This is a genomic window from Kineococcus deserti, assembly GCF_050871945.1.
GTDB lineage: Bacteria > Actinomycetota > Actinomycetes > Actinomycetales > Kineococcaceae > Kineococcus.
Genome location: NZ_JBJLSI010000015.1, coordinates 91,849 through 106,738 on the forward strand (window position 1 = coordinate 91,849; position 14,890 = coordinate 106,738).

12 protein-coding genes are annotated in these 14,890 nt (G+C 73.6%); 9 read left to right on the top strand and 3 right to left on the bottom strand.

The window, feature by feature from the left end; all coding sequences use genetic code 11:
- The first annotated feature begins 1 nt into the window (after position 1).
- Entirely contained in the window at positions 2-1,024 is a 1,023-nt protein-coding gene (gene fbaA, locus ACRYR2_RS13435) for a class II fructose-bisphosphate aldolase (protein ID WP_432563374.1), read from the top strand.
- Positions 1,025-1,109: 85 nt separating this feature from the next.
- Here the strand turns inward: fbaA and ACRYR2_RS13440 are convergent, their stop codons facing one another.
- On the bottom strand, positions 1,110-1,544 hold the full coding sequence (locus tag ACRYR2_RS13440) for an STAS domain-containing protein (protein ID WP_432563375.1): 435 nt from the start codon (positions 1,542-1,544) through the stop codon (positions 1,110-1,112).
- A gap of 213 nt (positions 1,545-1,757) precedes the next feature.
- Here ACRYR2_RS13440 and ACRYR2_RS13445 point away from each other — a divergent pair, with 213 nt between their 5' ends.
- From ACRYR2_RS13445 to ACRYR2_RS13470, 6 genes are all read left to right on the top strand, one after another.
- Positions 1,758-4,208: a SpoIIE family protein phosphatase gene (locus tag ACRYR2_RS13445; protein WP_432563376.1), complete on the top strand. Its 2,451-nt coding sequence runs from the start codon at positions 1,758-1,760 to the stop codon at positions 4,206-4,208.
- Positions 4,209-4,221: 13 nt separating this feature from the next.
- Positions 4,222-4,641: a DUF3151 domain-containing protein gene (locus ACRYR2_RS13450; protein ID WP_432563377.1), complete on the top strand. Its 420-nt coding sequence runs from the start codon at positions 4,222-4,224 to the stop codon at positions 4,639-4,641.
- Entirely contained in the window at positions 4,638-5,699 is a 1,062-nt protein-coding gene (locus tag ACRYR2_RS13455; RefSeq protein ID WP_432563378.1) for an NAD(P)/FAD-dependent oxidoreductase, read from the top strand. Before ACRYR2_RS13450 ends, ACRYR2_RS13455 begins: the two co-directional genes overlap by 4 nt.
- Positions 5,700-5,840: 141 nt before the next feature.
- A complete protein-coding gene (locus tag ACRYR2_RS13460) occupies positions 5,841-7,127 on the top strand; it encodes an adenylosuccinate synthase (RefSeq protein WP_432563379.1) in 1,287 nt (428 codons plus the stop codon).
- A complete protein-coding gene (locus ACRYR2_RS13465) occupies positions 7,124-7,579 on the top strand; it encodes a GNAT family N-acetyltransferase (RefSeq protein ID WP_432563380.1) in 456 nt (151 codons plus the stop codon). The genes ACRYR2_RS13460 and ACRYR2_RS13465 overlap by 4 nt, the downstream gene beginning before the upstream one ends.
- 40 nt (positions 7,580-7,619) lie before the next feature.
- Positions 7,620-7,892, top strand: coding sequence for a hypothetical protein (locus ACRYR2_RS13470; protein WP_432563381.1), 273 nt, complete (start codon positions 7,620-7,622; stop codon positions 7,890-7,892).
- An 82-nt stretch (positions 7,893-7,974) separates the two neighbouring features.
- Here the strand turns inward: ACRYR2_RS13470 and ACRYR2_RS13475 are convergent, their stop codons facing one another.
- A complete protein-coding gene (locus ACRYR2_RS13475; protein WP_432563382.1) occupies positions 7,975-11,076 on the bottom strand; it encodes an MMPL family transporter in 3,102 nt (1,033 codons plus the stop codon).
- A 203-nt stretch (positions 11,077-11,279) separates the two neighbouring features.
- Between ACRYR2_RS13475 and ACRYR2_RS13480 the strand changes: the two genes are divergently transcribed.
- Both ACRYR2_RS13480 and cls read left to right on the top strand, forming a co-directional pair.
- On the top strand, positions 11,280-11,876 hold the full coding sequence (locus ACRYR2_RS13480; protein ID WP_432563383.1) for a TetR/AcrR family transcriptional regulator: 597 nt from the start codon (positions 11,280-11,282) through the stop codon (positions 11,874-11,876).
- Positions 11,873-13,327: a cardiolipin synthase gene (gene cls / locus ACRYR2_RS13485; RefSeq protein ID WP_432563384.1), complete on the top strand. Its 1,455-nt coding sequence runs from the start codon at positions 11,873-11,875 to the stop codon at positions 13,325-13,327. The genes ACRYR2_RS13480 and cls overlap by 4 nt, the downstream gene beginning before the upstream one ends.
- Before the next feature lie 99 nt (positions 13,328-13,426).
- Here the strand turns inward: cls and ACRYR2_RS13490 are convergent, their stop codons facing one another.
- Positions 13,427-14,752: a hypothetical protein gene (locus ACRYR2_RS13490; RefSeq protein ID WP_432563385.1), complete on the bottom strand. Its 1,326-nt coding sequence runs from the start codon at positions 14,750-14,752 to the stop codon at positions 13,427-13,429.
- Positions 14,753-14,890: the final 138 nt, after the last annotated feature.

Genomic DNA, 14,890 nt, shown 5'->3' on the forward strand with positions numbered 1-14,890 from the left:
CATGCCCATCGCCACCCCGGACGTCTACGCCGAGATGCTGGACCGCGCCAAGGCCGGTTCCTTCGCCTACCCCGCGATCAACATCTCCTCCTCGATCACGCTGAACGCCGCCATCCGCGGTTTCGCCGAGGCCGAGAGCGACGGCATCGTCCAGGTCTCCACCGGCGGCGCGGAGTTCCTGTCCGGCAGCACGGTCAAGGACATGGTCATCGGGGCGCAGGCCCTGGCCGAGTACGCCCACCACGTCGCCAAGGCCTACGACGTCAACATCGCGCTGCACACCGACCACTGCCCCAAGGACAAGCTGGACGGGTTCGTCCGCCCGCTGCTGGCGATCTCCGACGAGCGCGTGAAGTCCGGCCGCGACCCGCTGTTCCAGTCGCACATGTGGGACGGCTCGGCCGTGCCGCTGGACGAGAACCTGCAGATCGCCGAGGAACTGCTCGCCCGGGCCGCGGCCGCCAGGATCGTCCTGGAGGTCGAGATCGGCGTCGTCGGCGGCGAGGAGGACGGCGTCGCGCACGAGATCAACGACAAGCTCTACACGACCGTCGAGGACGCCCTGGCGACCGTGAAGGCCCTCGGCACCGGCGAGAAGGGCCGCTACATGGCCGCCCTCACCTTCGGCAACGTGCACGGCGTCTACAAGCCCGGCGGGGTCAAGCTGCGCCCGGAGATCCTCAAGGAGATCCAGGAGCAGGTCGGCGCCCAGGTCGGCAAGGACAAGCCCTTCGACCTGGTCTTCCACGGCGGGTCCGGCTCCTCGGCGCAGGAGATCAGCGACGCCGTCGACTACGGCGTCGTCAAGATGAACATCGACACCGACACCCAGTACGCCTTCACCCGGCCCGTCGCCGACCACATGCTCAGGAACTACGACGGCGTGCTGAAGGTCGACGGCGAGGTGGGCAACAAGAAGACCTACGACCCGCGGGCGTGGGGCAAGGCCGCCGAGACCGGCATGGCCGCCCGCGTCGTGGAGGCCGCGCAGAACCTGCGCAGCGCCGGCCAGAGCATCAAGTAGCCCCCGGCGCCACCGCGCGCGGGACGCCGAAGGCCCGGGACCCCGGCGGGGGTCCTGGGCCTTCGTGGCGCCCGGGCGAGCCGGCTCAGGCCGGCTGGGGCCCGTCGTCGTCGGGCCCGTCGGGCCCGTCGGTGCGGGTGCTGGTCAGGCTCGGCTCCTCGTCCACGACGTCGAGCAGCTGCACGATGTTCGTCGTCTCGATGAGGAACTTCACGACCGCCGGCGGGCGGATCAGCGTCACCCGGTGGGCCTTGGACCGGGACGCCAGCCGGGCCAGGAAGGCCAGACCCGTCGAGTCCATGAAGGTCACGTGGTGGGCGTCGACCTGCAGCGGCCGGCCCGAGCTGAGCGCGTCCTCGGCGGCCTCGAGCAGGTCCGGGCCGAGTTCGGCGTCGATCTCGCCCGTCAGCACGACCCTGGTCGCCCGCGGTTCGTACAGCACGTGCACCGAGCCGGGGTCCACAGAGCGGACCTGGGGCACCCGTGGCGTGTCGCCCGGGGGTGTGGCGTCGTTCGTCATGGAGTCCTCCGCAGTCCGCCCGCTGTATCGCCGTGCCCGGGTTCTACAGGCAGCGGAAGTCGTCCCGCACGGCCTCGAACCGCACGAGGGCCCACCCGCGACCCGCGCCACCCTCGACGCGCGTCCCGTGCAGCCCACCTGCATGCTATCGAGGCCAGGTCCGCACCGACGCCGCGCACCTGCGACGCCACGCGAGACGAGGAGCACGACCCGATGCCCGGCAGCAATCCGCAGGCGCTCGCCCTGCGCGAGCCCGCCGCCGTGCTGCTCCTCGAGTCCGTTCCCGGCCGCCGCCCCGGGGCGCTGCTGGCCCTGGACGACGCCGGTCGCGCGCGCGCCGGGCTCGGCCCCCACGACCCGTTCCCGGCCGACCTCGACGGCTTCCGGCGACGTGCGCAGCTGCCTCCCGGGCCCGCCTGGGACGTCGTGGCCCGGGGCGGGACGGTCGCCGGTGAGCTGCTCGTCGACGGCGTCGACCTGTGGCTGACGGTGGGCCGGGTCCCCGGCCGCGACCAGCTGCTGGTCGTGCTCGCCGGGGTGCTCGACGGTGACCCCCACCCCTCCGGCCGCGCCGCCGCCGTCGTGGCCGCCCCGGGCACCGCGCTGTCCGCCGTCCGCGACGGGGACGTGCTGGTCGACTGGGTCGACGGCGGGTGGACCCGCACGACGGGGACGGCGGCGGAGGAGGTGCTCGGACGCTCCTGCCACCACCTGCTGCGCACCCGCGACGAGTCCGCCCTGGCCGAGCTGTCGCGCAGCGTCACCGACGGCCGCGCCACCACCGTCACCGTCCTGGACCACCGCGGCGACGGCACCGACTTCCTGCACCAGATCCGGACGATCCCGCTGCGCGACGCCTCCGGGACGGTCTGCCACGTCGTCACCCGGCACACCGACGTGACCCGGCGCTCGGCCTTCGACCGGCGGGCCGAACTGCGGCTGGAGGCGCTGACCCGGCTCGACGCGGCGGTGGACGCCGCCCTCGACGGCACGGACGCCGCCGACGACCTGCCCCAGGCCCTGCAGGCCGTGGTGCGGGTGCTCGGTGACCACCTGGTCGCGGCCGCACTGGTCGTCGTCGTGCAGGACCGGCTGGCCGGACGGGACGGCGGACGCGACGGCGGACGTGACGGTGAGGTCGAGGTGGTCGCCGCCCACGGCCGGGCGCTGCACCAGATGCTCGGCCGGCGGATGCGCCGGCCGAGGCAGTCGCCGGAGCAGCCCGGGCAGCCCGGGCGGTCCGGTCCACCCGCCGACCCGGTCCTGGCCGACGGCCGCGACCCCGTCGACCTGGCGCGACCGGCCGCCGCCGGGACGGTGACCGCGTGGCTGGCCGAGCTCGCGCAACCCCCGGGCAGCGAGCCGGGAACGGCGCCGCTGGCCGTCCCGTTGCGAGGACGTGAGGACGTCCTCGGCGTCCTCGTCGTCTGCCCCCACCCCGGCGGGCTGAGCGCCGACGACCTCGCCGTCGTGAGCGGTGCGGCTCGGCGGGCGGGGTTGCTGGTGGAGAACGCACGACTGCACGCACGGGAGCACGCCTTGTCCGAAACGCTGCAGCGCAGCATGTTGCCCGACACCACCGGACTCGAGGGCATCGAGGGCCTCGACGTCTGGACGTTCTACGCGTCCAACGCCGACCACCACCAGGTCGGCGGCGACTGGTACGACGTGCTGCCCGCCGCGCCCGACGGCCGCAGCGGCCCCGTCGCCGGCATCGTCATCGGGGACGTCGTCGGGCACGACGTCGAGGCGGCCGCCGCCATGGGGCAGATCCGCTCGGTCGTGCGCACCGCCGCCCACGAGTTCGACGACCCCGGCAGCGTCCTCATGCGGGTGGACCAGCTCGCCGGCGGACTGCGGATCGGCCGGATGGCCTCCCTCGTCTACGCCACCCTGCAGCGCCTGGACGACGGCGGCTGGGAGATGGCCTGGTCCAGCGCCGGGCACCTGCCGCCGCTGCTGCGTCGCGAGTCGCACGTGGAGGTCCTCAGCGAGGCCACCGGCACCCTCGTCGGGCTGGGGGAGCGCCCGCGCCCGACCCGCGAACGCGCCCTGTCCCGGGGCGACGTCCTGGTCTTCTACACCGACGGGCTCATCGAGACCCGCTCGCGTCCCATGCACGACGGGCTCGAGGTGCTGGTCGAGGTGCTGTCCCGCTCCAAGGCCCGCGACGCCGCCGGCATCGGCGAGGAACTGCTCGCCGGGCTCGGCGAGACCCCCGAGGACGACACCGCCATCGTCGTCGTGCGGGTGCCCGAGGAGTCCGAGCTCGGCGGCGAGCCGCTGCCCACCGCCGACACCCCGCGCCGCCGCCGCTGGCAGCTGCCCTCCGAACCGTCCTCCATCGGCAAGGCCCGGCACGCCACGCTGCGCGCCAGCGCCGTCTGGGGCCTGGACGTCGGCCCGAAGGCCGAGATCGTCGTGTCCGAGCTCGTCGCCAACGCCGTCCTGCACGGCTGGGGGACGCTCGGCCTGCGGTTGTTCGACATGCCCGGCACACTGCGCATCGAGGTCGAGGACGACAGTCCCGAGGAGCCCCAGGTCGTCGACGCGCGACCGGACGGGGCCGGCGGGCACGGCATGCGGCTGGTCGCCTCGCTGGGCCGGTGGGGGACCACCCGCACCCGGCGCGGCAAGATCGTCTGGGTCGAGATCGACCACTAGTGGAAGGCGTGCGATGAGCACCGGAACGAATCTGCTGGGCGGGCCCCCGCCCACCCACCTGCCCGCGGTCCCCGAGGTCGACGCCGCCCTGGCGGCCGGCACCGACCCCGACGCGGTCGCCGCGGCGCACCCCTCGGCGTCGCTGCCGTGGGCGCTGCTGGCCGAACGCGCGCTGGGACAGGGGCAGACGATCACCGCCTACGCCTTCGCCCGCACCGGCTACCACCGCGGCCTGGACGCGCTGCGCCGCGCCGGCTGGCGCGGTCACGGCCCGGTGCCGTGGTCGCACGAGCCCAACCGCGGTTTCCTGCGGGCGCTGGCGGTCCTGCAGCAGGCCGCGCAGGCCATCGGCGAGACCGAGGAGGCGGTGCGCTGCACCACCTTCCTCAGCGACTGCGACCCGGCCGCGGCGCGCGAACTGCTGCCCTCGTGAGCCCCGCCTCCGCGGTGGCGACCCCGGAACGTCCCGTCCTCGTCGTGGGGGCCGGGATCTCCGGCCTGGCCTGCGCCCGCGTGCTGGCCGACGCCGGGGTCCCGGTGCGGGTGCTGGACCGCGGCCGGCGCGTCGGGGGCCGGATGAGCGGGCGCCGGGTGGAGACCAGCGCCGGCGTCCGGGTCGTGGACCTCGGGGCGTCGTACTTCACGGCCTCGGGGGAGGCCGGGGAGCCGGGATCGTTCGCCGCCACCGTGGCCGACTGGGAGCGCCGCGGCCTGGCCCGGCCCTGGACGGACACCTTCGCGACCGTGACCGGCTCGGCCGCCGACGGCGGGGGCCTGTCCGGGGAGTCGTCCGGCCCGGTGCGCTGGGGCGCGCCCGGGGGGCTGAGGACGCTGCTCGACGACCTCGTCGCCCCGCCCGGCAGGGCTGCGCTCGACGTCGTCTCCGGCATCGACGTCGAGACGGTGGACACGGGCGCCGACGGGCCCACGGCGGACGGCCGTCCCGCGCCCGCGGTGGTGCTGGCGATGCCCGACCCGCAGGCCGCGGACCTGCTGCCGCGCATGGTCGCCACCCGGCTGGACGTGTCGGCGCGGTGGAACTGGCGGCCCTGCATCGCCGTGTACGCGGCCTGGCCGCAGCGCTGGTGGCCGGACTTCCGCGGCGCCTTCGTCAACGACTCCGACCTGCTCGTCTTCCTGGCCGACGACGGCTCGCGCCGCGGCGACGGCGCTCCCGTCCTGGTCGCGCACACCGCTCCGGAGTTCTCCAGCGACCACCTCGACGCCCCGGCCTCCGTCGTGGCGCCGGTGCTGGCCGAGCTGGGGCCGCTGCTGACCTCGGCGCCGACCCCGGACCCCACGTGGGCCCGGGCGCACCGCTGGTCGCTGGCCAGCCCGCTGCGCCAGCACGCGCAGGAGCGGTACGGGTGGGACGAGGCCAGCGGGATCGGCGTCTGCGGGGACGCGTGGGGTGAGCGTTCGCGGGTCCAGACGGCCTGGGAGTCCGGCACGGAACTGGGCCGGGAACTGTCGCGCCGGTACGCGCGCTGATCCCACGGAGGACGTGAGCCCCGCACCACCCGGTAAGCTCGGGGTGGTCTGCGGCGACCGGCCCCGTGTCCCACGGGTGTGGACGGTCCGTGGGGCCAGCTCGCACCCGGACAGTCGTTTCACCAGGAAGCAGGGGATCTCATGCCCGCGATCGTGCTCGTCGGCGCCCAGTGGGGGGACGAGGGCAAGGGCAAGGCCACCGACGCCCTCGGTGCACGTGTCGACTACGTCGTGAAGTTCAACGGCGGCAACAACGCCGGGCACACCGTCGTCGTCGGGGACGAGAAGTACGCCCTGCACCTGCTGCCCAGCGGCATCCTCACCCCGGGCGTGACCCCCGTCATCGGCAACGGCGTCGTCGTCGACCTGAACGTCCTGTTCGAGGAGATCGACGCGATGACGGCCCGCGGGGTCGACTGCGGCAAACTCCTGGTGTCCGCCTCGGCGCACGTCATCGCGCCCTACCACCGCGTCCTGGACCAGGTGACCGAGCGGTTCCTCGGCAAGCGCAAGATCGGCACGACCGGTCGCGGCGTGGGCCCGTCCTACGCCGACAAGATCAACCGCATCGGCATCCGCGTGCAGGACCTGTTCGACGAGTCGATCCTGCGGCAGAAGGTCGAGGGTGCCCTCGACCAGAAGAACCACCTGCTGCTGAAGGTCTACAACCGCCGCGCGGTCTCGGTCGACGAGACGGTGGAAACCCTGCTGTCGTACGCCGAGCGGCTGCGGCCGATGGTGACCGACGTCAGCCTGGAACTGTCCCGCGCGCTGGACCGCGACGAGATCGTCCTGTTCGAGGGCGGGCAGGCGACGATGCTCGACATCGACCACGGCACCTACCCGTTCGTGACGTCCTCGAGCGCGACCGCGGCCGGGGCGTGCACGGGTGCGGGGATCCCGCCGAACCGGATCGACCGCATCGTGGCCGTCGTCAAGGCGTACACCACGCGCGTCGGCGAGGGTCCGTTCCCGACCGAGCTCCTCGACGCCGACGGTGAGAAGCTGCGCGTCGACGGCGGCGAGTACGGCACCACGACGGGCCGTCCGCGCCGTACCGGCTGGTACGACGCGGTGATCTCCCGCTACGCCGCCCGGATCAACGGGGTCACCGACTTCGTGCTGACCAAGCTCGACACGCTGACGGGCTGGGAACGCATCCCCGTCTGCGTCGCCTACGACGTCGACGGTGTCCGTCACGACGAGATCCCCATGTCGCAGAGCGACTTCCACCACGCCAAGCCGATCTACGAGTTCTTCGACGGCTGGACCGAGGACATCTCCTCGGCCCGTTCGATGGCGGACCTGCCCAAGAACGCCCAGGCCTACGTCGAGGCGCTGGAGCAGATCTCCGGTGCGCGGATCTCCGCCGTCGGGGTGGGCCCGGACCGCGAGCAGACCGTCGTGCGGCACGACCTGCTCGGATGAGTTCCGGCGCTCCCCGGCAGTTCGTGGTCCGGGAGGCGGTGCTGGCCGACCTCCCGCCCGCGGTCCTGTACTCCCTGCTGAAGCTGCGCGTCGACGTGTTCGTCGTGGAGCAGGAGTGCGCCTACCCCGAACTCGACGGTCGCGACCTGGAACCGACGTGCCTGCACGTGTGGGCCGAGTCCGGCGGGGTTCCCGTCGCGACGCTGCGGGTCCTGCGCGACGCCGACGGTCGTGGCCGGATCGGCCGGGTCGCCACCGCCGCCGGTTTCCGCGGTGCCGGGCTGGCGGGGACGCTGGTGCGGCGCGCGCTGGACGTCCTGCAGGGCTCCGAGGTCGTCCTGGACGCCCAGGCCCACCTGCAGGACTGGTACGCGAGGTTCGGGTTCGTCGCCCGGGGCGAGGAGTTCCTCGAGGACGGCATCCCGCACATCGAGATGGTCCGTCCCTCTTGAGGGGTACACGCACGGCGGCACCTGTAGTAGAACAGCGCGGGTGATCAGTCAGCACCGCCCCAGCAACCGGGCCCTGGCCGTCCGCGGCACCCTCGTGGAACTGTGGGGCGACCGCCCGCCCGCCACGCCCGACCCGTGGCTGACGGCCACCGAGGACGGGCTGGCCTGCGACGACGACGCCGGCCGCCGGCACGGGTTCGTCGTCCTCGGGGACGGCCTCGACCTGGACACCGTGCGCGACCTGGTGTGGTCGCACCCCGAACCGGACACGGCGCTGGCGCAGCTGCCGGCGGGGTTGCTGGACCGCGTCTAGAACCGTCCTCCGACCCCGGGTGACAGCGCGGGACCCGGGGGCCGACAGCGGCTGTCGGCCCCCGGGTCCGGGTGGGTGCGGGTCAGCGGTGCGAGCCCTCGGGCTCCCCGTCGGCGCTGCGGCGGGCCGCCTGGCCCAGGCGCACCTCCACGTCGCGGTGCCCGCCCTCGGGCACGTCGACGCTCGTCGCCACGGGGGAGAAGCCCGCGGCCGTGAGCGTGTAGCGGCCGCCGGACAGGTCGTCGAAGGAGAACGTCCCGTCCGCCTCGGTCGTGGTCGACTCGACCACGGCGCCACCGCCGTCGACGAGCGTCACCGACGCCTCGGCCACCCCGCGGCCGTCGCTGGCGGCCGCGACCGTCCCGACCAGGCGGCCACCGTGGCTCAGGGTGACGTCGTGGGTCAGGTCCTGCCCGTGGGGCAGTTCCAGCGTCTGGGCGACGGGCCGGAACGACTCGCTGAGCACCGACAGGACGTAGCGGCCGGCGACGAGGTCGGTGAACCGGTAGCGGCCCGCGTCGTCGCTGCGGACCGAGGCCACGACCTGTCCCTGGACGTCCAGCAGCGTCACGACGGTGCCGCACACCGGCCCCGAGCCGTCGGTCAGCGTGCCGTGCAGGCCCGCGTTGCCGACCAGCCGGACGTCGTGCCGGACGGTGTGGCCGGAGACCGCGACGAGGTCGGCGACGGGTTTGGCGTCCGCCGAGGCCACGATGAGCACGAACGTGCCGCCCGCCTGCAGCGGCAGCCGGTACAGACCGTCCCCGTCGGTGGTCGTGCGCGCGACCTGCCGGCCCGAGTGGTCGGTGACGGTCAGCACGGCCCCGGCGAGGGGGTGGCCGGCCGCGTCGGTGACGAGCCCGACCAGGCCCAGCGGCTGCTCGGTCGCGAACCGGGACAGGCGCTGCTCGGCCGGCTCGCCGGCGGTCTTCCCCGGGCCCGCGCCGGTCTGGCGCCGCTGCGCCGGGATGGCCTCACCGGTGGGCTCGGGCTGCGCCCGCAGCAGCTCCTCGAGGCTGCGTCCCTCGGCGTCGACGTTCGGCACGACGCGCTGCATCCAGCGCGGCATCCACCAGGCCGCGTTCCCCAGCAGGGCCAGGGCCGCGGGCATGATGACCATGCGGACGACGAGCGCGTCGGCCAGCACGCCGATCGTCAGCGCCGTGCCGATGGAGCCGATGATCGCGTCGCCGCTGGTCGCGAACCCGATGAAGACGCCGGACATGATGAGCGCGGCCGCCACGACGACGGGGGCCGAGCGCCGGAACCCGGCCAGCACGGCGTCCTTCGGGGTGCGGCCGTGGGCGTGCTCCTCGTGGATCGCCGAGACGAGGAACATCTGGTAGTCCATCGCGAGCCCGAACAGGATCCCGACGACCAGCACCGGCATGAAGCTCAGCAGCGGCGCGGGCTGGGCGACCTGGAAGACGTCGGACAGCCAGCCCCACTGGTAGATGGCGACGACCGCGCCGAGCGAGGCGCCCAGCGACAGCAGGAACCCGACCGTGGCCAGCAGCGGCACCGCGAGGGAGCGGAACAGCATGACGAGCAGGACCAGGGCCAGGACGACGATGACCGCGATGTAGACCGGCAGCGCGTCGTTGAGGGAGTCGGTGACGTCGATGTCCAGCGCCGTCTGACCGGTCACGTAGACCTCGGCACCGGGGGTGTCGCCGGTGGCGTCGCGGATGTCGCGCACCAGGTCGCTGGTCGCCTCGTCCGTCGGGCCGCTGCCGGGCACCACGGTGATGAGCTGCGCGGAACCGTCGGCGGACGGGATCGCCGGCGTCACGGCGACGACGTCGTCGAGCCCCTGCACCTGCGTGGTGACGGTCTGGGCGGCCGCGGCCACCGCGGTGGCGTCGGTCCCGTCGACCACGACGACGAGCGTGGACTGCGATCCCGGGCCGAAACCCTCGACCAGCAGGTCGTAGGCCTGGCGCGAGGTGCTGGCCGGGTCGTCGTTCTCGGCCGAGGGCAGCGCCGTGCGCATCGAGGCGACGGGGATGGCGACGACACCGACGAGGACGACGGCGGCCAGCAGCGAGACGACGGGGTGGGCGGTGACCGCGCGCGCCCAGCGGCCCAGGAAGCCCTTGCCGGCCAGGTCGGTGGTGGCCTTGTCGTCGCTCTCGGCCACGGCGCGCAGGCCCGCCCGGTCGAGGTGGCGTTCCTTCTTCGGCAGCACCCGCAGGCCCAGGACCTTCAGGAAGGCCGGGACGGCGGTCAGCGCCACGAGCACCGCGATCGCCACGGTGACGGCGGCGGCCAGACCCATCTGGGTCAGGAACGGGATGTTCACGACCGACAGCCCGACGAGGGCGATGACGACCGTCGTGCCCGCGAACACCACCGCGGTGCCGGCCGTGCCGGTCGCCTTGGCGATGGCCTGGTCGAGGGTCTCCCCGCGCCGCAGTTCGGTCCGGGTGCGGGCGAAGACGAACAGGGCGTAGTCGATGCCGACCGCCAGGCCGAGCATGCCCGCCAGGGCCGGGGTGGTCGTCGACAGCGAGACGACCTTGCCCAGCGCCGTGATGCCCAGCACCCCGGCGCCGACGCCCAGACCCGCCGTCAACAGGTTCGCCCCGGCCGCGGCGAGCGAGCCGTAGGTCAGGACCAGGACGACGAACGCGACGGCGACGCCGATGGCCTCGCTGGTGTGGCTCAGCTCGGTCGTGGCCACGTCGGAGGCGACCTCGACGCGCACGTCGCCGGCGTCGTGGTCGGTGGCCCCGGTCAGCGCGTCGGCGGTCTCCTCGCTCACGTCGCCCAGGCCGCCGTCGAACGTGACGGTCGACGCGGCGATCCGCAGGTCCTGGGACACCATCGGCGTCTCGGGGGCCAGCGGGTCGCTCACCGACGCGACACCGTCGATGCCGCGCAGCTCGGCCAGCAGGTCCTGCACGGCCGTGGCGTTCGCCTCGGTCAGCGTCTGGCCCTCGGGCGCCTGGAACACGACGGTGGCCGTGGCGTTGTTCGCACCCGCGGCGAACTTCTCCTCGATGAGGTCCAGGCCCGCGGAGGCCTGGGTGCCCGGGATGGAGAAGCTGGTGTCCTGCGCCGCGGTCTGCTTCAGCCCCAGGGCGAGGGAGGCGAGCACGGCGAGCAGGACGGCCCAGACGGCCAGCACCAGCCAGTGGCGGCGGGCGCTGAACCTCCCGAGTCGGTAGAGCAGGGTGGCCATGGACGGCTCCTTCACGCGGGGGTCGACGCGTTTCCGTCGACTCCGGCGGCGACGAAGCGTTACTTGCTGATCGGCTAGTCGACGGTACCCCGGCTCGTGAGGGTCCGCCAACGTCTGGTCACTAGTCGATCGGCTAGTAGTGCGGGGTTCTCGAGTCCGCCGGAAGTCGTAGTCGCCGCGAGGCCGCCCGTTAAGGTGGAGCCATGACGACGACGGTCGGAGACACACGACCGGCGGGTCCGGGACGGCAGCGGCTGCACGAGGCGGCGCTCAGGCTGTTCGTGGAGCACGGGGTCAGCGGTACCTCGCTGCAGATGATCGCCGACGAGGTCGGGGTCACCAAGGCGGCGGTCTACTACCACTACAAGACCAAGGACGACCTGGTCGTCGGGGTCGTCGGCCCCTTCCTGGACCGGGTGTTCGACATCCTCGAGCAGGCCCGCCGCAAGCGCAGCCACCGCGCCCGCGTGGAGGCGGTGCTCGAAGGGCTGGTCGACCTCATCGTCGAGGTCCGGCGGCTGTACGTCGTCGCCGCCGTCGACCCGGTCATCGCCCACCTGCAGGAGAACTACCCGCGGATGCGGCAGATCTCCTCCGAGATGCTCGAGGTGCTCGCGGGTGAGGGCGCCGACGACGAGAGCCGGGTCCGGGTGGTGTTCTTCCTGTCCGGGATGGTCGGCCCGATCGGCGACGAGTCGTGCCGCGACATCGACGACGACGTGCTGCGCTCGATGCTCCTGGACATCGGACGGCGGCTGCTGCTGCCGCGCAGGACGTCCCGGGCGGGAACCGCGGGGTGAACCTCGTCGCGCTGCTGTCCGAGCTGCTGGTCGTCGTCGACTACGCGGTGAAGGTCGTCGCGATCGGGACCGTGCCGGAGAACCGGCGCCCGGGGTCGTCCTCGGCGTGGCTGCTGCTCATCCTGTTCCTGCCCGTCGTCGGGTTGCCGCTGTTCCTGCTGCTGGGCAGCCCCTGGGTGACCGGCCGCCGGCACCGCGTGCAGCAGCAGGCGAACGAGGTCATCGCCCGCCGGTTCGAGGACCTGCCGGCCCTGCCGGTCGAGCACGCCGTCGACGACCACCTCGCCTCGGTCCTGGAGCTGAACCGCCGGCTCACGGCGTTGCCGTGCGTGCTGGGGGACCACCGACGGCTGCTGCCGGACGGGGAGTTCGTCGGCGCCCTCGTCGAGGCGGTCGCCTCGGCCGAGCACACGGTGCACGTCGAGTTCTACATCGCCGCCCTCGACCCGACGACGGAACCGTTCTTCGACGCGCTGCGCGACGCCGTCGCGCGCGGCGTGCGGGTGCGGTTCCTCTACGACCACCTCGGCGCTCGCGGGTACCCCGGCTACGTGCGGATGAACCAGCGCCTGGCGGCCGACGGGGTGGAGTTCCACCGGATGATGCCGATCGACCCGCTGCGCCGTCGCTGGCGGCGGCCGGACCTGCGCAACCACCGCAAACTCGTCGTCGTCGACCGGCGGACGGCGTTCGTGGGGTCGCAGAACCTCATCGACCCCGGTTACCTCAAACCCAGGCACGCGCGCCGGGGCCGGCGCTGGGTCGACCTCAACGTCGAGCTCACCGGCGCCGTCGTGCAGTCGCTGGAGGCCGTGTTCGCGACCGACTGGTACGCCGAGACGGGCGAGGTGCTCGACGAGATCGCGGCACCGGCCGCGCGGTCGCTGCCCGGGGGGGCGACGGGCGCCTTCCAGGTCGTGCCCTCGGGCCCGGGTTTCCCCACCGAGCCGAACCTGCGGATGTTCGCGGCGCTCATCCACGCGGCCACCCGCACGGTGTCCATCGTCAGCCCGTACTTCGTGCCCGACGAGGGGCTGGAGCAGGCCATCACGACGGCCGCCTACCGCGGTGTCGCGGTGGAACTGTTCGTCTCGGAGAAGGCGGACCAGTTCATGGTCCACCACGCGCAGCGCTCGTACTACACGATGCTGCTGCGCGCGGGCGTGCGCATCCACCTGCTCCCGGCCCCGGCCGTCCTGCACAGCAAGGTCCTGGTGGTGGACGGTGAACGCGCGGTCATCGGGTCCAGCAACATGGACATGCGCTCGTTCAACCTCGACTACGAGGTCTCGCTGCTGGGTCTGGAACCGCACTTCGTGGCCGACCTGGCCCGGGTCGTCGGCGAGTACCGGGCCAGGTCGGTGGAACTCACGTCCGAGGAGTGGGAGCGCCGCCCGTTCCGCCAGCGCTACCTCGACAACGTCATGCGCCTCACCGCCGCCCTGCAGTGACCCCGGCGCCGCGGGGTGAGCGGGCGTGGGTGCGGCGGTGGGGTCCTGACCCTCCGTGCGCCGCAGCACCCACGCCCGTCCCGACGGGGTGGCTGATCCTCAGGAGAACGTCGGCACGTACCGGAAGACGCTGATCGTCCCCGAGTCCTCGTTGCTCGCCAGCAGCAGGTTCGACCGCGGGACCGCCAGGACCCCCTCGGGCGCCTCGCCCGTGGGCAGCAGCTGGGCCAGCTGCGGGTTCGTCTCGTCGGTCATGTCGTAGACCAGCACGGCGTCACCGCGCTCGGAACCGATGAACGCGAACTCGGTCGTCCCCCCGAACCGGCCGAAGGGGCTGAAACCCGCGACCTCGGCGCCCTCGAACTCCGCGCCGCGGTCGCCGCTGCGGCCGTCGGGGTAGCGCCCGCCGTCCGCCAGCGCCTGCTCGGCCGAGGCGCCTGCCTCCCAGACGACGTCACCGGCGGGGGAGAACACGGTCCAGCCGCGGCCTCCCGCGGGGTCGGCGGCGTAGTCGCCCTCGTCGGCCGTGACGAGGTTGCCCGCGGCGGTCCACTGGATGCCGTCGGGCTCGCGCGGGGCCGTCAGCGGTTCGGTGAAGGAGACGACCCCGTCGTCGGTCAGGTCGGCGTCGGTGCGTTCCACGACACCGGCGGAGAACGAGTTGAGCACGGTGCCGCTGTGCAGGTCGACCAGGGCGATCGCGTTGTTCTCCTGCAGCGTCACCGCGGCGGTGCCGTCCGCGTCGACGTCGACGAACTCCGGTTCGGGGTCCGCGGGGAACTGCGCGCCGGGCAGGCCGGTGAGGTCGATCGGCGAGACGGTCCACGCGGCGGGGGTCCCGGTGAGGTCCAGGCCGGCGAGGAACCCGGCGGGCAGTTGGGGCAGGCCGCCCTCGACGTCGTCGACCTCGACCTCCTCGTCGCGCTGGTTCTCCACCGCGACGGCGCCGACGGTGCCGTCGGGGGCCAGCGCGATGGAGTCGGGCTGCCCACCGAGGTCGAGCGTGCGCACGACGCCGCGACCGGCGACGGAGATGACGGCCAGGTAGCCCGAGGGGTCCTCGAAGTCCCCGTCGGTGGTGTCCACCGCGACCAGGGCGTACCGCCCGTCGGGGGTGACGGTGACCGACGTCGGTTCACCCTCGAGTTCCACGGTGCCCAGTTCGCGCAGCGCCCACGGGCGGGAGACGTCGACGAAACCGACCTCGCCGGCGCCGGCGTCGGTGTACACGACGGTGCGGCCGTCGGGGGTCGCGGCGAGGATCTCGGCGACCTCACCGCTGACGGCGAACGGCGCCTCCTCCACGAACGTCCCGCCGACGGTCGGCAGACCGGGGAAGGCCGAGGCCGGCGGCGCCAGGGCGAGGCCGGTGAACGGGACGAGCGCGAGCCCGAGGGCCGCGGACCGGCGAAGGGGGGTCTTCACGTGAACCTCCTGAGTGGGGAGGCACCCGTCTACCCGGCCCGGACGACCTGGCGGTGTCCACGGCGTGAACGGCGGTGATCACGCGCCGGCGGGGTGGGCTCGTCGCCTCCACGAGGTCGATCACCGACCGCGTGGGGC